This window comes from Kribbella sp. NPDC055110, from assembly GCF_053607525.1.
This window is the reverse complement of sequence record NZ_JBSGTS010000004.1, coordinates 97,298-117,679: the sequence shown is the minus strand read 5'-3', so window position 1 is coordinate 117,679 and position 20,382 is coordinate 97,298. Positions and strand designations below refer to the sequence as shown.

The window sequence follows — 20,382 nt, the reverse complement described above, 5'->3', positions numbered from 1 at the left end:
GGGTCATGACACCTGCCCGGCGGTCAGCTTGGTGAGGAGTGGGGTCAGCAGGTCCGGCGTGATGTTTAGCGTGCCGATGTCCGGTAGGGCGCCTTGCTTGACCGCGAGCGCGAGGATGGTCGCCTGGTCGAGTTCGGCGTACGCCTCCAGCAAGGCCTTCTCGGCAGCAGCCTCCGCCGACCCGATCACCCGCTTCGCGTCCGCCTCCGCCTCGGCCAGTGCGCGCTGGCGACCGGCCGCGGCCTGCGTCTCGATCTGACCGGCCGCCGCGGCTTCGGTTGCCCGCATGCGCTCGTTCTGACCGCGCTGGTTGACCAGTTGCTCTTCGCGCCGGGCGAGCTCGATCTGGTTCTGCAGCTCGTTCTCCGCGATCGATCGTTCCCGCTCGACGGCCATTGCGCGGCGTTCGTACGTCGCCTTGTCGGCGGCCTGCTGCACCATCTCGCGCGTCGGCGTCTGCAGCGCCTTCTCCACATCGCGCTCCGCGCGTACGGCGACCACGCGCACATCCTCGACGCCGATGCCGAGCCCGGTCAGCCGCTGGTCCTCCCGAAGCCCGGTGCCGACCGCTTGGCGGAGCGCGGTCATGCCCTCGGACAGCGCCTCGGTGAGCGACATCCGGGCGAGCAGGTCGAGTGCGGTCTGTTGTGCGAGCTCAGTCAGCAGCCCGCCGAGCTGCTCGAGCGGGGTCGACCGCCAGAGCCCGGTGTCCGGGTCGATGCCGAAGTCCAGTCGGCTGGCGGCGAGCGCCGGATCGGTCACCCGGTAGGTGACGGTGGCCTGTACGACGACGTCCTGGAAGTCCTGCGTACGGCCGTGGAACAGCAGCGGCTGCTCGCGGTCGTCGACCGGGATCTCGCTCAGTGACGAGTTCAGGGCCCGGAACCAGAACGCCTGGCCGGCGCCGTCGTGGGCGACCTTGCCGTTGCGGAGATGCCGCACGTGGGTGGTCGGGTTGGCCCGCAGGTGGCTGATGAAGCGGAACCGGGTGATGTCTGCCATCTCTTCGTTCTCCTTGTCGTCACTATGACGATAAGGGGCTGGATGACTTCTCGTCAAGGTGACGATTAAAGTGGGGTCATGGACTTCGAGCCACTCGGCCTGGCCACCGACCTGGTCATCCTGACCGTGCGCGACGGACGCCTCCAGGTGTTGCTGATCCGCCGCGGCATCCCGCCGTACCAGGGCCGATGGGCGCTGCCCGGCGGATTCGTGCGGCCGGACGAGGACCTGGAGACGACCGCGCGCCGCGAGCTGGCGGAGGAGACCGGGCTGTCCGCGGAGCGGATCCACCTCGAACAGGTCGCGACGTACGGCGCTCCCGATCGCGACCCGCGTGGCCGGGTGGTCAGCGTTGCGTATCTGGCCCTGGTGCCCGATCTGCCCGCACCCGTCGCGGGCTCCGACGCCGCGTCGGCGAGCTGGGTCGACGCCACCGACGTACTGGACGACTCCGGGCGGCTGGCGTTCGACCACCACCGGATCCTCGCCGACGGTGTGGAACGGGCCCGCGCCAAACTCGAGTACTCACCGCTGGCGACCGCGTTCTGCCCACCGGAGTTCACGATCTCCGAACTCCGCGGCGTCTACGAGGCAGTCTGGGGCATCCCCCTGGACCCGCGAAACTTCCACCGCAAGGTCACCAAAACCCCCGACTTCGTCACCCCCGCCGGCACCACCACAACCCGAGACGGCGGCCGCCCCGCCCAACTGTTCCACCGCGGCACAGCCACCACCCTCCACCCACCCATGACCCGCACCTGACCCTGTTGACAGTGACTTTGTGCTGTCGGAGCAGGCACTTAGAGTTCACTCCATGCCTGAGCACGTGTTCGTCGACGAGAGCAAGACCAAGGGTCTGCTCATGGCGGCAACGATGTGCTCCGCGGTGGATGTGAACGCATACCGCCGGACGATGGCGAGTCTTCTGATGCCTCGCGAGCGACGGATCCACTTCACCAAGGAGTCCCCTGCGCGGAGGCGGAAGATCCTCGGTGTCATCGCCGAGCTCGGGGTTGCCGCGCGGCTGTACCAAGCAGACAAGAACGATATCGCCGCTCGCCGGACCTGCCTGGCGGCGATGGTCCGTGACATCGCGGGGTCGGCGGAGCGGTTGGTGGTGGAACGCGACGAATCAACTGCGACTTTGGACAAGCAGGTGTTGTTCCGCGCTGCGCGGCGCTACGACTGCTCCGAGAGTCTGCAGTACGAGCTGCTTGCGGCCCATGCGGATCCGCTGCTGTGGATACCCGACGCGGTGGCTTGGTCGTGGGTGAAGGGCGGTGAGTGGCGTGATCTCGTTGCGCCGTACTCGACCGTGATCCAGGTCTAGACGCGCGAAACCCGGCTCGCCAACCGTCCGGATGACTGCCGGGTTCACTTCCCGAGGGCTACTGCCCTGAGCTACTCACCACTATACAGGCCGTCACGTCTCAGCGCGGAGGCTTCGCGGGAGGTTGTGGGTGTGGAGGGCCAGGTCTTCGGCGGTTATTAGGTTGGTGTGGGTGCCGGGGGAGGTGCAGGCCCAGCTGGCGGCTACGGTGCCGGCGGTGGCTGCGTCTTGCCAGGTGGCTCCGTCGAGGTAGCGGGCCAGGAAGGCGGCTACGTAGGCGTCGCCGGCGCCGTTGGTGTCGACGACCGGGCGGTCGGGGAAGGTGATCGCGGGGAAGTGGCGGGCCGGTTCGCCGCGGACGTGGAGGTAGCTGCCGTCGGCGCCGGCCATGGCGACCACGACGTCGGCGCGGCCGTTGGCGAGGATCCAGTCGACGCCGTCGGGTGGCAGGGCGGCCGCGGAGACGAAGACGATGTCGGACGCGGTCGCGAAGTCCTTGTGGTGGTCGTTGCGCCCGTCCCAGTCGTGCAGGTCCGTCGAGATCGAGCGGTCGGCGGCGATCGCGTCCCCGAGCGCGTCGCGGGCGAAGTCCATGATCGAGACGTGGACGTGCTGTGCGTGCCGCATCACCGGGCGCCAGAGATTCGGGTCGACGCGCAGGCCGTGCGGGTGGCGGCCGTCGTACATCGAGAGCCGGCGACCGTCCGGGGCGACCAGGTTGACCGACCGGCGGGTGCCGCTCGGGTGCAGGACGACCCGGAGCGGGATGCCGAGTTCGTCGTACGTACGGCGGATCCGCGCGCCCTCGGGATCGTCGCCGATCACGTCCACCAGCCCGGCGTGCAGCCCGAGCAGGTGGCAGCCGAGCGCGACGCCGTGCCCGGTGTGCGCCAGGTACGACTCGATCGGTTCGACCGGAACCGTGTCCACATCCGCCAACGGCAGGCTGGGCACCCGCACGATCGTGTCGATGCCTACTCCGCCGATGACCAGCACATCCAACTCCACGCGTCCCGTAATACCCGACTTTCGCCAGGGATCACAGGTGTCTTTCGCAAGCTGAACGGATAGTTCGTCTCCAGGCACAGTCGACCGCATGCTGAACCGCCGCGTTCTCCTCGGCTCGACCCTCCTCGCACCCCTCGCCCAGCCCGCCACCGCCCGTACGCTCCGTGCGCCCTCGCCTACGCTCGGCGGTTCCGCCGCCTGGCTGCTCGCGCCGGCGAGACGAACCGCCTGGCTGCTCGCGCCGGCGAGACGAAGTTCATTGCTTGATCAGGGCGCCGGTTTTCTCCTGGAGTTCTTCGAAGGTGACGCCGTCGGCGAGTTCGACCAGTTGGAGGCCGTCGTCGGTGACGTCGAGTACGGCGAGGTCGGTGATGATCCGGTTGACCACGCCGCGACCGGTGTACGGCAGGTCGCACTCGGCGAGGATCTTGTGCGAGCCGTCCTTGGCGACGTGCTCCATCAGCACGATCACCTTCTTCGCGCCGTGCACCAGGTCCATCGCGCCGCCCATCCCCTTGACCATCTTGCCGGGGATCATCCAGTTCGACAGGTCGCCGGTGGCCGAGACCTGCATGGCGCCCAGGATGGCCGCGTCGATCGCGCCGCCGCGGATCATCCCGAAGGACAGCGCCGAGTCGAAGAACGACGCGCCGGGCAGCGTCGTGACGGTCTCCTTGCCGGCGTTGATCAGGTCCGGGTCCTCTTCCCCCTCGACCGGGTACGGCCCGACGCCGAGGATGCCGTTCTCGGACTGCAGTACGACGGTGACGCCGTCCGGGATGTAGTTCGGGACCATGGTCGGCAGGCCGATACCGAGGTTCACGTACTGGCCGTCCTCGAGCTCGGCCGCGGCCCGGGCGGCCATCTGCTCACGGGTGAGTGGCATGCTCAGGCCCCCTTCTGAACGGTGAGCTTCTCGATCCGCTTCTCGATGTCCTTGCCGACAGCAACGACACGCTGGACGTACACACCGGGCAGGTGGATCGAGTCCGGGTCCAGCTCACCAGGCTGGACCAGCTCCTCCACCTGCGCGATCGTGACCCGGCCGGCCATCGCGGCCAGCGGGTTGAAGTTGCGCGCGCTGCGATCGAACACCAGGTTCCCGTGGGTGTCGCCCTTGAGTGCGTGCACCAGCCCGAAGTCGGTGGTGATCGAGTCCTCCAGCACGTACGTCGTACCGTTGATCTCCCGCGTCTCCTTGGGCTCCGACGCCTTCGCGACCGAACCGTCCGCGTTGTACTTCTGCGGCAGCCCACCGTCGGCGACCTGCGTCCCGACACCGGCCAGGGTGAAGAACGCGGCGATCCCGCAGCCGCCGGCCCGGAGCTTCTCGGCCAGCGTGCCCTGCGGGGTCAGCTCGACCTCCAGCTCCCCGGACAGGAACTGCCGGGCGAACTCCTTGTTCTCCCCGACGTACGACGACGTCATCTTGGCGATCCGCTTGTCGGCGAGCAGGATGCCGAGTCCCCAGTCGTCGACGCCGCAGTTGTTCGACACGACGCTGAGCCCGGAGACCCCCTTGTCGTGCAGAGCGCTGATGAGCTGCATCGGGTTACCGCACAACCCGAAGCCGCCGACGGCGAGGCTTGCGCCGTCTCCGATGTCCGCCACCGCTTCCTGCGGCGACCCGTACGTCTTGTCCATCAGCTGCTCCGTTGCAGTGTCGAGGCCCGATTCGCTCCGACTCTAACCAGCCGACCCGAGTCCCGCGATGTGAGTGGTACCACTCGGGTATGTGGTCAGGTGCTACGCGGACGCCTCGGACGCGTTCAGCGCCGCCAGTTCGTGCAGTGCCTCGTAATGCGCGTCGTCCAGCGCAGGGATGGCGAGTACGGCGGACAGGTGCGCGCGGGCGACCGGGAGGTTGCCGGAGCCACGCGCCGTACGTGCCAAACCGACCAGTGCCGCCGCCACGGTCTCCGGCTGGTCGGCGTGCTCGCCGATCGACAGGGCCCGGCTGTAGTCCGCGTGAGCGTCTTCCAGCTTCCCCAGCCGTCGGTAGAGCTCTGCACGCTCACACAGCAGCAGTGCGGTCTCATCTGCGAGGCACAGGTGCTCAGCAAGCTCCAGCGCCTCTGTAGTGATATCCAGCGGCTCGTCGACGACATGTCTGAGCGCGCTGAGGGCCAGGAGCATGCCCCACCGGTCCTCCAGCATCCGGAAGCGGCCCAGCGCCGTACGCAGGCTCTGTGCCGCGTCACCTGGCGTAGCTGTCGTCAGACTGGGGTAGCCACGGCACAGCTCGACGGCTGCACGTGCCCACGCGTCACCGGCCTCGTTGCGCTCCAGCACGTCCTCCACCACGGAGGCCGGCTCAAACGGCCCGAACACCAGTGACCACAGCAGGACCGTCACGGAGTACCGGAACGGGCCGGTAGTCGTCAGCACGATCTGCTGGGCGAGCTCCACCTGCTCCTGCTCGGCCGACGCTGCACCGTGGATGACGGCCAGCAGGTACTCCTCGTCCAGCCCGACCGGGACGGTCCGGCCGAGCATGCTGAGCACCCGCTCGGCCGCGGCCGCAGCCTCGTCCTGGAGACCGTTCGACCACCAGTACGCCGAATAGCGCGCAACCAGCCGTAAGGCGGTCCGCAGGTCGCTCTCACACGCGCGTTCGATCGCGCTGACGACCTGGTCCGCCTCCAGACTGTGTGGTTCGCCGGAGCCCTCCAAGTTCACGTGCTTCATTGTTGCGCGTCTCTGTTAACGCCGTGTCACGGGGCTAGAAACGGAGCACTCCCCAGGTGGCCGGGCGGTGCATGTCCGCGAGGCCCTGTGGCGCCCACACCCAGAACTCGCTTTCCTCGCCCTTCACGTACGCGCCGTCGACGACCTCGTGCGGCCACTCGCAGCGCATCAGGTTCATCCGCCACTCGTCACCCGGGTTCGGCGGCGTCGCCCTGCCCTTGTTGTACGGCGCGAGCTCGGCCCACGGTAGGGCGACCTCCGTCGACCACCCGGTGTCGGTGTCGGACGGGTCGTTGAGCGTGCCGTCGACGTGGATCGCGGTCCGCAGACCAGGCAGGTTCGTCGGGTCGATCGGGAGGCCGCCGTCGACGTACGGCTTCGGCAGTGTGAGTTCCCAGATCGTCCCGAGCGGGTTGATCTCGAACTCGTAGTAGTTCTGCCCGTCGCCGTCCGGGTCGAGGAACAGTTCGAAGTTGTTCTCGTGGAACAGCTTGCTGTTGTGCTCGGTCATCGTCGACCACACGTGCGGCTCCTCGAGCAGGCCGCCGACGTACAGGTACTGGTCGTCGTACATCAGCTTCGCCCGGGTCAGGAACCGTGGCGTGGGGCCGTCGTGGATCGGGACGAAGGCGGTCGTCCACGGCGCGGCCTCCCAGGCCGGGTCGGTCAGGGTGCCGTCGAGGTTCGGCGTGGTGGCGGTCCGCGGGCACTCGTAGACGGGCAGGTCAGGCATCAGCACGCTCCAGCAGTCGGGCGAGAAGGTTGGCGAGCAGGAAGGTGACGGCGGTCAGGACCGGTACGACGGCGAGGATCCACGGCGAGTCCAGGTGGCCGGTCAGGAACGCCACGACCAGTCCGACCATGAACGCGACGCCGAGGAACGGGATCAGCTTCGGGTGCGGCATCGCCAGCCGGCTGAGCGCCGTACCGCCGAGCACCATCGTGACGACCACGATCACGATCAGCAGCGGCAGTCCGAGGGCGCCGCAGTTCGTGGTGTCGCGGAACCGCTCGCAGCCGCGCTCACTCAGCCACACCAGCGCGATGGTCGCGAACCCGCACAGCAGCCCAACAACGGCCAGAATCAGCCCCGGCGGCAGCGGCGGCGCGTCGTACCGCCCCGGACGTGCCTCATCGGCCTCGTCGTCGGCGGCCTCCAGCGCGGCTTCCAGATCGTCCGGCATCCGGTCGCCGTCGTCCTCCTGACTCATTGCCGCAGGCTATCGGGCTCCCAGACACTTCGCGACGGCAATCACGCGCGTTCGCCGAGGTCAATCCGCTGCAGACGTTCAGATCAGGCCGTACGGCGCGCGGTGCAGCACGTCGTACAGCAGCCGGCGATCGAGCACGTTGCCCTCGGGCTGCAGCCAGGCGAGGAGGTCACGGTCGGCGAACTGTGCCGACAGACACGCAACGGCGGCATCGGGGCCGAACTGCGTCGTGATCCGGCCCTGGCCGTCCGCGGCCGGGTGCACGATCAGGAAGCCGCGGACCTCAGCCGCCCGGAGCCGTCCGCGCCAGGCAGCGACAGCGGCCTCCAGCGCAGGTACCGGGCTGTCGATCGGCTGGCCGTTGAACACCAGGGACCCGTAGGCATCGAGCGTGTACGTGCCGGCCGGCCCCACCAGCGACACGATCAGGGCGACGCGGTGCCCATTGATCAGCATGTGATCGACGGCGACGGCACCGAGTTGCGCACTGTGCACCAGCTTCGCCGCGGGCAGCGCGCCGATCACAGGGTCCAGCAGATTGGCCGTACGCCGCTGCAGCAGCACGTCGTACGGCGAGATCGGCGCGGCGAGCGCATCGTCGAGAAGCGGCTCGCCGGGACGGCCCCACAGGTTGAACTCGTACGCCGCGGTCCGGTCGATCGCCTGATCCAGCACGTGCGCCTTCGACCAGCGACCGGTGAGGACCCGGACGACGACCAGGCCCGCGACCACGCCGCCGAGCATGATCCGGCCGACCGTGGACGCCCCGCTCGCCGTGAACGGATTGAGCGTCAGGATCAGGGCCAGCAGGTAGAAGGCCGCGGTGAGGACGCCCACCGACTTGAACAGGCGGCCCAAAGGCACCCGCCGGCTCCAGTGCGGTGGCATCGCGACCACGATCATCGCGGCGGTGCCGACTCCGAAGACGACGTCCCAGAAACCGTGGTAGTCGATCGTGACTAGGATCCAGATGACCAGTGCGCTGAAGACGGTCAGCGCGACGAGAGCGGGGCCTCGCCAGCGGCCGAAGGGCGGGCCGGCGAGGATCGGGCCCGCGGCGACCGGCTGGACCCGCTCACCGGTCGTCCTGGGCTGCTCCGCCTGCTCACTCGAGGACTGCTCACTCGAGGACTGCTCGCTCGACCAGGGCTGGTCGGTCGACCAGGTCCAGGTCGGCTCAGGTTCGGGCTGCGGATCTGACCGGGGCTGCGGATCCGGTTCGCGCCGCGGCTCGCGAGTCGTCGACCGGCCGGACAGCGAGCGGTCGTAGGCGGCGCGCTTGGCCGGGTCCGAGAGGGTGTTCCAGGCCTCCTGGACGAGGCGGAAGAGCGCCGCGTTGCCGCCCTGGTCGGGATGGACCTGGCGGACCAGCTTCCGGTACGCGGTCTTGATCTCGGCGGCGGTGGCCGTGCGCTCGACATTCAGCACTTCGTAGTGATCGGCCCCGCTCACCAGCACCTCCGCGACACGTCAGAACGCATTGAGGGTCAGTCACCGCAGTGACTGACCCTCAATGGTGGTCGGGCTGACAGGATTTGAACCTGCGACCTCTTCGTCCCGAACGAAGCGCGCTACCAAGCTGCGCCACAGCCCGAAGTCGCGAGTAGCTTACATGGGCTCAGCGTCCGGACGAAATCGGGTTAATGCGTGGGACGAGCGTGAGCAATGTGGCCTCCGGGCGGCAGGCGAAACGGACCGGCGCGTACGGCGACGTACCGAGGCCTGCCGACACGTGGAGCGCCGCCTGACGGCCGTCGTACCCCCAGGACGACAGGCCCTTCACGCGGGACGTGTCCAGGTCGCAGTTGGTCACCAGCGCGCCGTAGAACGGCACCGCCAGCTGACCGCCGTGCGTGTGACCGGCGAGGACCAGCGGATAACCATCGCCGACGAAGCCGTTCAGGACCCGCTGGTACGGCGCGTGCGTGACGCCGATCGACAGGTCTGCCGTCGGGTCGATCTCGCCTGCGACCTCGTCGTACCGGTCGCGCCTGATGTGCGGGTCGTCGGTGCCCGCGAAGTCCAGGCGCAGGCCGTTCACCTTCAGCGTGGCCTTGGCGTTGTTCAGGTCCGTCCAGCCGGCGCCGCTGAACCCGCGGCGCATCTCCTCATACGGCAGGTCGGGTCCGTGCGGCTTGTGGCGCTGCTTGTTCGCGGGCAGCAGGTACTTGCCCGGGTTCTTGAAGTGCGGCTTCCAGTAGTCGTTGGAGCCGAACACGAACACCCCGGGCAGATCGAGCAGATCGCCGTACGCACGGAGCAGCGGAGGAACCGAGTACTCGCTCGCGAGGTTGTCGCCGGTGTTGACGATCAGGTCGGGCTCGAGCGCGGCCAGGTCGTTCACCCAGCGGATCTTCTTCTCCTGCGTCGGCATCAGGTGCAGGTCGGACAGGTGCAGCACCTTCAGCGGCGCGGTCCCCTCCGGCAGCACCGGCACCGTCAGTCTGCGCAGCGTGAACCACCGCACCTCGATACCGGCCGCATACGCGACACAAGCGGCCCCTACGGCGCTGACGACAGCCGTAGTTTTCAGGGCGGTCCTGACGATGCTCATTTCACCAGCCTGCCACAATCATGGTCATGTCCAACTCCGGAATGAAGCAGCGCCTGCACGACGACATGACCGCCGCCCTCAAGGCGCGCGACGAGATCCGCAAGTCGACCCTGCGGATGGCGCTCACCGCGATCACCAAGGCGGAGGTGGCCGGCAAGGAGGCCCGCGAACTCACCGACGCCGAGATCGTCGACGTGCTCAGCTCCGAGGCCAAGAAGCGCCGCGAGTCCGTCGTCGCCTACCGCGACGCCGGCCGCGCCGAGCTCGCCGACAAGGAACAGGCCGAGGCGGACATCCTCGCCGACTACCTCCCCGAGCAGCTCACCGAGGACGAGATCAAGGTCCTGGTGACCGAGACCATCGCCGCCACCGGCGCCGCCGAGCTCGGCCCGCGCGGCATCGGCAAGGTCATGGGCGCCCTGCAGCCCAAGGTCAAAGGCAAGGCCGACGGAGGCGTCGTCTCCGCCGAGGTCAAACGCCAACTCGGCGCCTGACCGATCAGCCGTGGCCGCGGCCGCCGCAGTTCGGGTACTTCGGGTTCCACGGCGGACAGTTCGGGTTCAGCGTGGTCGGGGTGGTCGGCGGCTTCACGGTCTGCGTGGACGTGGGCTTCCCCGGCTTGGTCTGCTTGCTGCCGTTCGAGACGTAGATCGTGACCAGCGAGCCGGCGGGCGCGCCGTCGCGCTGCCGGGGGTCGGTGTAGGCGACCGTGCCGGCGGTCTCCTCGGAGTTGACCGTGCCGGACGCGATCGCGACCTCGAAGCCGGCCTGGCGGAGCTTGTTGGCCGCGTCGTCGGGGTTCATGCCGTTGACGAACGGAAGGCTCTTCACGTCGCCGCGCTGCGTCTTGTCGGTCGGCGCGACGAACCGTGTGGTCGGGTACCCCTGCAGGGCCGCCTGCATCGCCGCCTGCCAGATCGGACCGGCGGTCCCGGACCCTGTCGGGTCGTTGATCTTCTTGCCGTTCAGCGTCTGGCCCTGCAGCCGGTTGTACGGCAGGGATGCGTCGGCGACCACAGCGGCTGCCGCAAGCTTCGACGAGTAGCCCGAGTACCAGACCGCCTTGGCGTCCTGGATGGTTCCGGTCTTGCCGGCCAGGTCGCTCTTGCCGAACTTCAGCTTGCTGCCAGTGCCGCCCGCTTCCATCACCTGGTGCAGGACCGCGTTCACGCCGTCGGCAACCTCTGGCGCCAGCACCTGCTTGCAGTTCGCGCCGGGGATGCTGATGGACTTGTTGGCCGAGTCCTTGACCGTGGTGACCGCCCACGGCGTGCAGTACATGCCGCGTGCGGCGAAGGCGGCGTACGCGTTCGACAACTGCAACGGGGTGATGTAGCCGACGCCGAGGGTCATCGACGGGACCTGCTCGAGCGGGCCGAGGTTCTGGGCGTCGTACATGCCCAGGGCGGCCGCGATCTTGGCGATCGGGCACAGGCCGGTCCGCTGCGAGAGCTGCAGGAAGTAGGTGTTGGTCGACTTCTGCGCCGCCTGGATCATCGTCGGGTCCGGGACGTTCTTGGTCGAGTTCTGCGGGTCGTACTTGCCCAGGATCTTGTACGGGCCGTTGCACGTGCTGAACGTCTGGCCGCCCATCGACAGCGGGCTGGGCGAGTTGATCTTGTAGTTGAGCGGGATGCCCTTCTGGATCGCGGCCGCGAGCGTGAACGCCTTCATCGTCGAGCCGTTCTGGAACCCGCCGTACCCGCCCGGATAGGACTTCGGGGCGTTGTAGTTGTACGCCGTTTGGCCGCGCTTGCTGCCGTACTTGCGGCTCTGCGCCATCGCCTTCACCAGACCGGTGCCCGGCTCGACGATCGTGATCGCCGCGATCGCCTGGTCGGTCGGCTTGGCGTGCGTGTCGATCGAGCGCTGCGCGTCGGCCTGGATCTTCGGGTCGAGCGACGTGCGGATCGTCAGGCCTGCAGTCTTGATGTAGTTCGCTCGTTCGGTCTTGGTCTTGCCGAAGGCCGGGTTGTCCTCGAGTTGGGCGACGACGTACTCGCAGTAGAACGGGTACGGGCCGTTGCCGCAGCCGAGTTTGTTGGGCCGGACCTTCGCGGGGTCGATGACCGGGGTTTTCAGGGCCGAGTTGGCCTGGGCGACCGAGATGACGTTGAGCTGCAGCATTCGGCGGAGGACGACGTCGCGGCGGTCCTTGGCGCGCTTGGCGTCGTTGGTCGGGTCGTAGCCGGTGGGGTTCTTCACCAGGCCGGCCAGCATTGCCGCCTGCGGGAGGGTCAGCTGGGAGGCGTTGACCGAGAAGTAGTGCTGGGCGGCGGCCTGGATGCCCCAGGCGCCGTCGCCGAAGTTTGCGAGGTTGAGGTACTTCTCGAGGATCTCGTTCTTCGAGTACTGCTTCTCGACGGCGATCGCGTACCGCAGCTCGGCGATCTTGCGCTGGTACGTGTCGGCGGTCGCGGCGGCGAGCTCGGCCGGGGTCTTCGCCTTCTCGACCAGGCTGACCTTCACGTACTGCTGGGTGATGCTCGAACCACCCTGCTGCACCGAGCCCGACGACTGGTTCTGCAGCAGCGCGCGCAGCGTGCCCTTCGCGTCCAGCGCGCCGTGCTCGTAGAAGCGGTCGTCCTCGATCGCGACGATCGCCTTCTGCATGATCGGCGCGACGTCCTTGAGCTTGACCGGAACCCGGTTCTGCTCGGCGAGCGTGGCGATCACGGACCCGTCGGCGGCCAGGATGGTGCTCTTCTGCTTGAGCGGTACCTCGTCGAACTGCTGCGGCAGGTCCTGCAGCGTGTTGGAAGTCTTCTCCGTGGTGAATCCGGCGAGGCCGGCGAGCGGGATGGCGAGACCGGCAGCCAAGGCCCCCGACAGCACGCTCACCCCTAGGAACAGAACCACAGATTGGACGACGCCCCGGTCGCCCTTTTCCCTCACGCGCATGGTTGTTAAGACTACGGGACCGCCGATCTGGGTTACCGCTCCGCGTGTGAGTTCGGTCACCCTCGCTGGACAAAGTTCATCCAAAAGGACGAGGGCCCGAGCAGATTGCTCGGGCCCTCGTTCAGTACGGCGTTACGCCGCGTACTGCTGTGCTTGCACCTCGGCCGGCTCCAGCGCCAGCTCCAGCACCTCACGGACGTCGCTCACCGGGTGCACGGTCAGCTCCGCGAGGACGGACGCCGGCACGTCTTCCAGGTCCGGCTCGTTCCGCTTCGGGATCAGGATCGTGGTCAGCCCGGCACGGTGCGCGGCGAGCAGTTTCTGCTTCACCCCACCGATCGGGAGCACCCGTCCGGTCAGCGACACCTCACCGGTCATCGCGACCTCCGAGCGGACCGGCCGCCCGGACAGCAGCGACGCCAGCGCCGTCGTCATCGTCACACCCGCCGACGGTCCGTCCTTCGGGACAGCACCGGCCGGCACGTGGATGTGGGTGTTCCGCTCGGCCAGGTCACCGACCGGGAGCCCCAGCTCCGCGCCGTGCGAGCGCAGGTACGACAGGGCGATCTGCGCCGACTCCTTCATCACGTCACCCAACTGCCCGGTCAGCGTGACTCCGGTCGGCCCGGTCTCCTTGTCGGCCAGCGACGCCTCGATGAAGAGCACGTCACCACCCGCACCGGTCACGGCCAGTCCAGTCGCCACGCCCGGAAGCGCCGTACGTTCCGCCGATTCCGGAGTGAACTTCGGCGAACCCAGGTACGCCTTCAGCTCACCGCCATCGATGGTCAGGTTGCCAACGTCCTCGCCCAGGGCGAGCTTCGCCGTCACCTTCCGCAGGACGCGGGAGATCCCGCGCTCCAGTTGCCGTACGCCGGCCTCCCGGGTGTACTCACCCGCAAGCAGGCGCAGCGCCGAGTCCTCGATGGTCACTTCGTCCGCCGTCAGGCCCGCCCGCTCCAGCTGACGTGGGAGCAGGTGGTCACGGGCGATGACGACCTTCTCGTCCTCGGTGTACCCGTCCAGCTGCACCAGTTCCATCCGATCCAGCAGTGGCGCCGGGATGGAGTCCAGCACGTTCGCCGTGGCCAGGAAGACCACGTCGGACAGGTCCAGCTCGACCTCCAGGTAGTGGTCCCGGAAGGTGTGGTTCTGCGCCGGGTCGAGGACCTCGAGCAGCGCGGCCGTCGGGTCACCCCGGTAGTCCGCACCCACCTTGTCGATCTCGTCCAGCAGTACGACGGGGTTCATCGAACCCGCCTCGGTGATCGCCCGGACGATCCGGCCCGGCAGCGCACCGACGTACGTACGCCGGTGACCGCGGATCTCGGCCTCGTCCCGGACACCGCCCAGGGCGACCCGGACGAACTTCCGGCCCATCGCACGCGCCACGGACTCACCCAGCGAGGTCTTACCCACGCCAGGAGGACCGACCAGCGCCAGTACGGCGCCACTGCGGCGACCGCCGACGACACCGAGACCGCGGTCCGCGCGACGACGCCGTACGGCCAGGTACTCCGTGATGCGTTGCTTCACGTCGTCCAGGCCGGCGTGGTCCGCGTCCAGCACGGCCCGCGCCTCGCGGATGTCGTAGCTGTCCTCGGTCCGCTCGTTCCAGGGCAGTTCGAGAACCGTGTCCAGCCAGGTCCGGATCCAGCCGACCTCGGGGGACTGCTCGGAAGTGCGCTCCAGCTTGTCGACCTCGGTGAGCGCGGCCTTGCGGACGTGCTCCGGCAGGTCGGCAGCCTCGACGCGGGCCCGGTAGTCCTCTTCCTCGGACTCGGCCTTGCCGTCGAGCTCGGCCAGCTCCTTGCGGATCGCGGCCATCTGCTGGCGCAGCAGGAACTCCCGCTGCTGCTTCTCCATGCCCTCCTGGACGTCCTTCTGGATCGTCTCGGAGACCTCGAGCTCGGCGAGGTGGTCCTTCACCCAGCCGATCAGCTTCTCCAGCCGCTCGGAAACGTTCGCGTTCTCGACCAGCCAGGACTTCTGCTCGTTGTTCAGGTACGACGCGTAGCCGGCCAGGTCGGACAGCTCCGCCGGGTCGTCGACCTGCTTGATCGAATCGATCACCTGGTAGGCGCCGCGACGCTGCAGCACAGAAGTAGTCAGGGTCTTGTACTCGCGGGCCAGCTCGACGGAGCGGTCGTCGGTGATCTCGTGCATCACCGTCGCGCCCACCCACAGCGCCGCACCCGGGCCGGTGGTTCCGGCGCCGATGCGGACCCGCTGGGTCCCGCGGATCACAGCCGCCTGGGCACCGCCCGGCAGCCTGCCGATCTGCTCGATCTCACCGAGCGTCCCGGCCTTGGCATATTTTCCGTCCAGCCGCGGGACCAGCAGCACCTGGTCCTGACCTGCGGCCTGCGCGGCATCGATCGCCGCCCGGGCCTCGCTGTCAGCGAGTCGGACCGGCACGACCATTCCCGGCAGGACTACAACGTCGTCCAGCGGCAGTACAGGAAGATTCAACGTATCGGTCACGCTGTCACACCCTTTTCCAAGTTGAGTCTGACAGGCTCAACCACGGGTGTAAGCAAGTAATTCCCGGCCATTCCCGCCGTTCGCTGACGGTGAAATCAGGCGGTCAGCAGCTCGCCGATCTGGCGTAGACCGGTCAGGTCGTGCACGTCGTCGGCCAGGGCGGGCACCTCGACGGTCCGGATCGAGCGGTGCCCCCGGCGGAAGCGTTCGGCGCGCTTGTGGTCGCCTACGACCTGCTGCATCTTGTCCGCGTGCAACCGCAGTACGGCGGCCGTCATCGGCGACTTGTCCGCTTCCTCCAGCTTCTCGGCTGCAGCGAGTGACCGCTCCGCCGACAGTTCCGGCGCCTGCGTGTTCGTCACCCGGTTCAGCACGACGCCGGCCAGCGGCATTCCCTCGGCCCGCAGCCGCTCCGCGAAGTACGACGCCTCACGCAGCGCATCGTTCTGCGGCGCGGCCACGACGAGGAATGCGGTGTGCGGCTCCCGGAGCAGTGCCACGGTCTGCTCGGCCCGCTGCCGGAACCCGCCGAACAACGTGTCGAACGCCGCCACGAACGTCTGTACGTCGGTGAGCACCTGAGCGCCGAGCACCTTGTTCAGGACCGACATCGCCATGTTCACCCCCGCCGACATCAGCTTGAACGGACCACGCGCCGGCACCAGCAGCAGCCTGAGGAAACGTCCTTCGAGCAGCGACGCCAACCGTTCCGGCGCGTCCAGGAAGTCCAGCGCGGACCGCGACGGGGGAGTGTCCACCACGATCAGGTCCCATTCGCCGGTCCGCTCGGCCTGCTTGTGCAGCTGCCCGAGCTTCTCCATCGCCATGTACTCCTGCGTGCCCGCGAACGACGAGGAAAGCGCTTGATAAAAGGGATTCGCGAGAATCTGCTCGGCCTTCTCGGGCGTCGCGTGCTGCAGGACGACGTCGTCGAACGTCCGTTTCATGTCGAGCATCATCGCGTCCAGCCGGCCGCCGTTCTTCGCGTTCACCTCCGCCACCGCGCGCGGGGTGTTGTCCAGCTCGGTCAGCCCCAGCGACTGCGCGAGCCGCCGGGCCGGGTCGATCGTGAGTACGACGACTTTCCGCCCGCGTTCGGCCGCGCGCAGACCGAGCGCGGCCGCGGTCGTGGTCTTTCCGACCCCGCCGGACCCACAGGTGACGACGATCCGCGTCGAGGGGTCGTCGATGAGCGCGTCCAGATCCAGGTTCATGCCCGGAACTCCTCGGCCAGGTCGAGCAGGGTGCCTTGGTCGATCCCCTCCGGCTGCAGCGCCAGCTCCGTCACCTGTTTGCCCAGGGCATCGATCCGGTCGCGGTTCTCGCGTTCGAGCCCGACCCGGATGGCGTGGTCGTGCGCCTCGCTCGCGAGCGTCCGCACCAGGTCGTCGCCGATCGTGAGGCCGGCCGCCTTCAAGCCCCTGGTCAGCTCGGCGGTGGGCAGTTTCTCCTTCACCGCAAGGGCAAGCGCGTCGTCGTCGAGCGGGCTGTTGCGGACCATGTTCACCACGATCGACCCGATCCGCAGGTCCAGCGCCTCCAGTTGCCCGACCGCGTCGAGGGTCTCCTGGACCGGCATCTCCTCGAGCAGCGTGACCAGATGGATCCTGGTGATGTCCGAGCGCAGCATGCCCATGATCGCGTCCGCCTGGTTGCGGATCGGTCCGACCTTGGCGAGTCCGGCGACCTCGGTGTTCACGTTCAGGAACGGCGCGATCCGTCCGGTCGGCGGGGCGTCCACCACCACGGCGTCGTACGCGAGCTTGCCCTGCACCTTGCGGCGGGTGGCCTCGTACACCTTGCCGGTGAGCAGTACGTCGCGGAGCCCGGGGGCGATCGTCGTGACGAAGTCGATCGCGCCGACCTTCTCGAGTGCCTTCCCGGCACGGCCGAGGTGGTAGTACATGTCGAGGTACTCCAGCAGCGCGGCCTCGGCGTCCACGGCCAGCGCGAACACCTCACCGCCACCGGGGCCGTGCGCGATCCGGCGTTCGACGTACGGCAGGGGTGGTACGTCGAAGAGCTGGGCGAGCCCTTGGCGGCCCTCGACCTCCACCAGGAGGATCCGCTTGCGCTGCTCGGCCAGCGCGAGCGCCATGGCAGCCGCGACGGTGGTCTTCCCGGTGCCGCCCTTGCCGGTCACCACGTGCAGTCGCGCCATAGGTCCCAGGGTAGGACGTGTCCCGCGACACACCGTTAGAGTCCCCTTCATGAAGAAGTTCGAGTACTTCACTGCGCCGCTGCTGGTCCACTCGACCAAGGAGATCCTGGACAACTTCGGCCAGGACGGCTGGGAGCTGGTCCAGGTCGTCCCGGGCCTGAACCCGGAGAACCTGGTCGCCTATTTCAAGCGGGAGATCGAGGACAAATGAGCCACCCCGAGGAGAAGCTCGCCGAGCTCGGCCTGAAGCTGCCCGACGTGGCCAAGCCGGTCGCCGCGTACGTCCCGGCCGTCCGGACCGGTGACCTGGTCTACACGTCCGGGCAGCTGCCGCTGCGCGAGGGCACGCTGATCGCGACCGGCAAGGTCGGCGACGCGGTCACACCCGAGGTCGCCAGCGAGTGCGCCCAGCAGTGCGCGCTGAACGCGCTGGCCGCGGTCAAGGCCGAGATCGGCGACCTGGGGAACGTGAAGCGGATCGTGAAGGCGGTCGCGTTCATCGCCTCCACGCCGGACTTCACCGGCCAGCCGCAGGTCGCGAACGGCGCCTCCGAGCTGTTCGGCCAGGTCTTCGGCGAGGCCGGGCAGCACGCCCGCAGCGCCGTCGGCGTACCCGTCCTCCCGCTCGACGCCCCGGTCGAGGTCGAACTGATCGTCGAGGTCGGCTGATCCGCTCGTGCGGGACCTGAAGTCGCAGCTGATGACCGGCCGGATGGCCGAGGTCGCCCTCGAGCACGCCCGAGGGTCGCGGACACCGGCCGAACCGCGCCCGGCCTCCACCGTCATCCTGCTCCGCGACGCACCGCGCCCGGAGGTCTACCTTCTCCGGCGGCAGCGGACCATGGCTTTTGCTGCCGGTATGACGGTGTTCCCGGGCGGGCGGGTCGACGCGACGGATTCCACGGTCGCGGACTCGTGGTCGGGGCCTTCGCCGGAGTGGTTCGGGGAACGGCTCGGGTGTTCCGCGGAGACGGCGGCGGCGTACGTCGCGGCGGCGGTGCGGGAGACCTTCGAGGAGTCCGGCGTACTGCTGGCCGGGCCGTCAGCCGACGCCGTGGTTGAGGACACCACCGGAGCCGACTGGGAGGCCGATCGGGTCGCGCTGGAGGCCCGTGAGCTGGGGTTCTCGGAGTTCCTGCACCGGCGCGGGCTGGTGCTGCGCGCCGACCTGCTCGGTCCCTGGGCGCACTGGATCACCCCGGAGTTCGAGCCCAAGCGGTACGACACCGCGTTCTTCGTCGCCGCCCTCCCGGCGGGGCAGGTCACCCGGGACGTGACGAGCGAGTCCGACCAGGTCACCTGGATCCGCCCGGCGGACGCCGTCGCGGCCGTCGACGCGGGCGAGGTCCTGATGCTGCCCCCGACGTACATCTGCTGCCACGAACTCTCGCAGTACGACGATGTAGCGGCGATCCTGGCCGCGGCCGGCGAGCGTGAGATCACGGCGATCATGCCCACCGTGCGCGTCGACGGCGACCAGGCCTATCTGGAGACCACATGAACGTCACCGAGTACGCCACGCTGGTGAAGGCCGACAACCCCGGCCTGATGACGCTGGACGGCACCAACACCTGGATCCTGCGCGCCCCGGACGCGGAGCGGTCGGTGGTCGTCGACCCCGGCCCGATGCTGGAGGACCATCTGCGCGCGGTCCTGGACCAGGCCGGCAAGGTCGCCGTCGTACTGCTGACCCACAAGCACCCGGACCACTCCGAGGGCGCCGCGTGGTTCGCCAACCAGGCCGGCTGCGGCGTCCGCGCGGTGGATCCCGAGTTCCGCATCCCCACCGATCACGCCCACGGCCTGTCGGAGGGTGACGTGATCACCGCCGACGGCCTCCGGATCGAGGTCCTCCCGACGCCCGGCCACACCCTCGACTCGGTCTGCTTCTGGCTGCCCCAGGACGGCTCGCTCCTCACCGGAGACACCGTCCTCGGCCGCGGTACGTCGGTCGTCGCGTACCCGGACGGTGCCCTGGGCCCCTACCTCGACTCCCTCGAGCGCCTCCGGGCCTTCGCGAACTCCCCGGCCGACGTACGCCGCCTACTCCCCGGCCACGGCCCTGTGATCGACGACCCGTCCGGCGTCCTCACCTACTACCTGGACCACCGCCAGGAACGCCTGGCCCAGGTCCGCGAAGCCATCGCCCAAGGCCACACCACCCCCGAGTCGATCGTCGAACACGTCTACGCCGACGTACCCCAACCCCTCTGGCCCGCCGCCGAACGCTCAGTCCGCGCCCAACTCGACTACCTGAAGGGTTAGCGGGCGCGGCGTTGGAGGCGGTCTACGTCGAGGAGGACTACGGAGCGGGGCTCTAGGCGGACCCAGCCTCGGGAGGCGAAGTCGGCGAGGGCCTTGTTGACGGTTTCGCGGGAGGCGCCGACCAGTTGGGCGAGCTCCTCCTGGGTGAGGTCGTGGTGGACGTGGACGCCGTCGTCGGCGGTGCGGCCGAAGCGGCTGGCGAGGTCCAGGAGGGCCTTCGCGACCCGGCCCGGTACGTCGGAGAAGACGAGGTCGGCCACGACGTCCGAGACCTTGCGAAGGCGGCCGGCCAGCTGCAGCAGGAGGCCGCGCGCGACCGCGGGGCGGCCGTCCAGCCAGCGGAGCAGCTCGTCGTGGGTCAGCGACATCAGTTGGGCGTCGGTGACGGCGGTGACCGTCGCGGACCGCGGTCCCGGGTCGAACAGCGACAGCTCACCGAACATCTGGCCCGGCCCGAGCACGGCGATCAGGTTCTCCCGGCCGTCGGCGGAGGTGCGGCCCAGCTTGACCTTGCCTTCGACCACGACGAACAGCCGGTCACCGGAATCGCCCTCGTGGAACAGCACCTGGCCGCGGCGCAGCCGGCTCTCGGACATCGAGGCTGCCAGGGCATCGGCCGCCTCGTCGTCGAGCTGACTGAACAGCGGTGCCTGTCGGAGCACTGCGGCATCCACTTCTGGGCCTCCTAGGACCTTCGACCACGACTCCGGACGTGGGATCCGCCACGTCCGTCGACCGATATGTGTACACCCGGTCGCCACAAAACCGTAGCCCCTCC

21 protein-coding genes and 1 tRNA gene are annotated in these 20,382 nt (G+C 68.6%); 7 read left to right on the top strand and 15 right to left on the bottom strand.

Going from position 1 to position 20,382, the window contains the following annotated elements:
- Positions 1 to 3: 3 nt before the first annotated feature.
- Entirely contained in the window at positions 4 to 1,002 is a 999-nt protein-coding gene (locus ACWF0M_RS08405) for an SPFH domain-containing protein (RefSeq protein ID WP_452234956.1), read from the bottom strand.
- Positions 1,003 to 1,080: 78 nt separating this feature from the next.
- Between ACWF0M_RS08405 and ACWF0M_RS08400 the strand changes: the two genes are divergently transcribed.
- Both ACWF0M_RS08400 and ACWF0M_RS08395 read left to right on the top strand, forming a co-directional pair.
- Entirely contained in the window at positions 1,081 to 1,764 is a 684-nt protein-coding gene (locus ACWF0M_RS08400; protein ID WP_452234955.1) for an NUDIX hydrolase, read from the top strand.
- 52 nt (positions 1,765 to 1,816) lie between these two features.
- Positions 1,817 to 2,332, top strand: a complete 516-nt coding sequence (locus tag ACWF0M_RS08395) for a hypothetical protein (protein ID WP_452234954.1) — start codon at positions 1,817 to 1,819, stop codon at positions 2,330 to 2,332.
- Positions 2,333 to 2,425: 93 nt separating this feature from the next.
- Here the strand turns inward: ACWF0M_RS08395 and ACWF0M_RS08390 are convergent, their stop codons facing one another.
- The 9 genes from ACWF0M_RS08390 to ACWF0M_RS08350 all read right to left on the bottom strand — a co-directional run bounded on the left by ACWF0M_RS08390 (position 2,426) and on the right by ACWF0M_RS08350 (position 9,793).
- Positions 2,426 to 3,340, bottom strand: coding sequence for a carbohydrate kinase family protein (locus ACWF0M_RS08390; protein ID WP_452234953.1), 915 nt, complete (start codon positions 3,338 to 3,340; stop codon positions 2,426 to 2,428).
- 256 nt (positions 3,341 to 3,596) lie between these two features.
- On the bottom strand, positions 3,597 to 4,226 hold the full coding sequence (locus ACWF0M_RS08385) for a CoA transferase subunit B (RefSeq protein ID WP_452234952.1): 630 nt from the start codon (positions 4,224 to 4,226) through the stop codon (positions 3,597 to 3,599).
- A gap of 2 nt (positions 4,227 to 4,228) precedes the next feature.
- Entirely contained in the window at positions 4,229 to 4,984 is a 756-nt protein-coding gene (locus ACWF0M_RS08380) for a CoA transferase subunit A (RefSeq protein WP_452234951.1), read from the bottom strand.
- Positions 4,985 to 5,086: 102 nt separating this feature from the next.
- Positions 5,087 to 6,019, bottom strand: coding sequence for a tetratricopeptide repeat protein (locus tag ACWF0M_RS08375; protein WP_452234950.1), 933 nt, complete (start codon positions 6,017 to 6,019; stop codon positions 5,087 to 5,089).
- A gap of 43 nt (positions 6,020 to 6,062) precedes the next feature.
- Positions 6,063 to 6,761, bottom strand: a complete 699-nt coding sequence (locus tag ACWF0M_RS08370) for a carbohydrate-binding family 9-like protein (protein ID WP_452234949.1) — start codon at positions 6,759 to 6,761, stop codon at positions 6,063 to 6,065.
- On the bottom strand, positions 6,754 to 7,239 hold the full coding sequence (locus tag ACWF0M_RS08365; RefSeq protein WP_452234948.1) for a hypothetical protein: 486 nt from the start codon (positions 7,237 to 7,239) through the stop codon (positions 6,754 to 6,756). The genes ACWF0M_RS08370 and ACWF0M_RS08365 overlap by 8 nt, the downstream gene beginning before the upstream one ends.
- 78 nt (positions 7,240 to 7,317) lie before the next feature.
- The gene (locus ACWF0M_RS08360) at positions 7,318 to 8,691 is read right to left on the bottom strand and encodes a J domain-containing protein (protein ID WP_452234947.1); all 1,374 of its coding nucleotides are present in this window, start codon (positions 8,689 to 8,691) and stop codon (positions 7,318 to 7,320) included.
- Positions 8,692 to 8,756: 65 nt separating this feature from the next.
- A tRNA-Pro gene (locus tag ACWF0M_RS08355) sits at positions 8,757 to 8,833 on the bottom strand.
- Positions 8,834 to 8,857: 24 nt separating this feature from the next.
- A complete protein-coding gene (locus ACWF0M_RS08350) occupies positions 8,858 to 9,793 on the bottom strand; it encodes a metallophosphoesterase (RefSeq protein ID WP_452234946.1) in 936 nt (311 codons plus the stop codon).
- Positions 9,794 to 9,819: 26 nt separating this feature from the next.
- On the opposite strand from ACWF0M_RS08350, the gene ACWF0M_RS08345 reads away from it, so the two are divergent.
- A complete protein-coding gene (locus ACWF0M_RS08345) occupies positions 9,820 to 10,287 on the top strand; it encodes a GatB/YqeY domain-containing protein (protein ID WP_452234945.1) in 468 nt (155 codons plus the stop codon).
- Between the two features lie 4 nt (positions 10,288 to 10,291).
- On the opposite strand, the gene ACWF0M_RS08340 is transcribed toward ACWF0M_RS08345, so the two are convergent.
- From ACWF0M_RS08340 to ACWF0M_RS08325, 4 genes are all read right to left on the bottom strand, one after another.
- Positions 10,292 to 12,694 carry a penicillin-binding protein gene (locus tag ACWF0M_RS08340; protein ID WP_452234944.1) on the bottom strand — a complete coding sequence of 801 codons (2,403 nt, stop codon included), beginning with the start codon at positions 12,692 to 12,694 and terminating at the stop codon, positions 10,292 to 10,294.
- Positions 12,695 to 12,826: 132 nt separating this feature from the next.
- A complete protein-coding gene (gene lon / locus ACWF0M_RS08335) occupies positions 12,827 to 15,178 on the bottom strand; it encodes an endopeptidase La (protein WP_452234943.1) in 2,352 nt (783 codons plus the stop codon).
- 95 nt (positions 15,179 to 15,273) lie between these two features.
- Complete coding sequence (locus tag ACWF0M_RS08330; RefSeq protein ID WP_452234942.1) at positions 15,274 to 16,392, bottom strand: ArsA family ATPase; 1,119 nt, start codon at positions 16,390 to 16,392, stop codon at positions 15,274 to 15,276.
- Positions 16,389 to 17,339 (bottom strand): ArsA-related P-loop ATPase, encoded by a 951-nt coding sequence (locus ACWF0M_RS08325; protein ID WP_452234941.1) that lies wholly within the window; start codon positions 17,337 to 17,339, stop codon positions 16,389 to 16,391. Before ACWF0M_RS08325 ends, ACWF0M_RS08330 begins: the two co-directional genes overlap by 4 nt.
- 49 nt (positions 17,340 to 17,388) lie before the next feature.
- Here ACWF0M_RS08325 and ACWF0M_RS08320 point away from each other — a divergent pair, with 49 nt between their 5' ends.
- From ACWF0M_RS08320 to ACWF0M_RS08305, 4 genes are read left to right on the top strand one after another with little or no spacing between them, the layout of a single operon-like run.
- Entirely contained in the window at positions 17,389 to 17,550 is a 162-nt protein-coding gene (locus ACWF0M_RS08320) for a DUF4177 domain-containing protein (RefSeq protein WP_165553378.1), read from the top strand.
- Positions 17,547 to 18,008 (top strand): RidA family protein, encoded by a 462-nt coding sequence (locus tag ACWF0M_RS08315; RefSeq protein ID WP_452234940.1) that lies wholly within the window; start codon positions 17,547 to 17,549, stop codon positions 18,006 to 18,008. The genes ACWF0M_RS08320 and ACWF0M_RS08315 overlap by 4 nt, the downstream gene beginning before the upstream one ends.
- A gap of 7 nt (positions 18,009 to 18,015) precedes the next feature.
- Positions 18,016 to 18,840, top strand: a complete 825-nt coding sequence (locus ACWF0M_RS08310) for an NUDIX hydrolase (protein ID WP_452234939.1) — start codon at positions 18,016 to 18,018, stop codon at positions 18,838 to 18,840.
- A complete protein-coding gene (locus tag ACWF0M_RS08305) occupies positions 18,837 to 19,604 on the top strand; it encodes an MBL fold metallo-hydrolase (protein WP_452234938.1) in 768 nt (255 codons plus the stop codon). Before ACWF0M_RS08310 ends, ACWF0M_RS08305 begins: the two co-directional genes overlap by 4 nt.
- On the opposite strand, the gene ACWF0M_RS08300 is transcribed toward ACWF0M_RS08305, so the two are convergent.
- Entirely contained in the window at positions 19,601 to 20,278 is a 678-nt protein-coding gene (locus ACWF0M_RS08300; protein ID WP_130445909.1) for a Crp/Fnr family transcriptional regulator, read from the bottom strand. The two genes, ACWF0M_RS08305 and ACWF0M_RS08300, sit on opposite strands and share 4 nt — an antisense overlap.
- Positions 20,279 to 20,382: the final 104 nt, after the last annotated feature.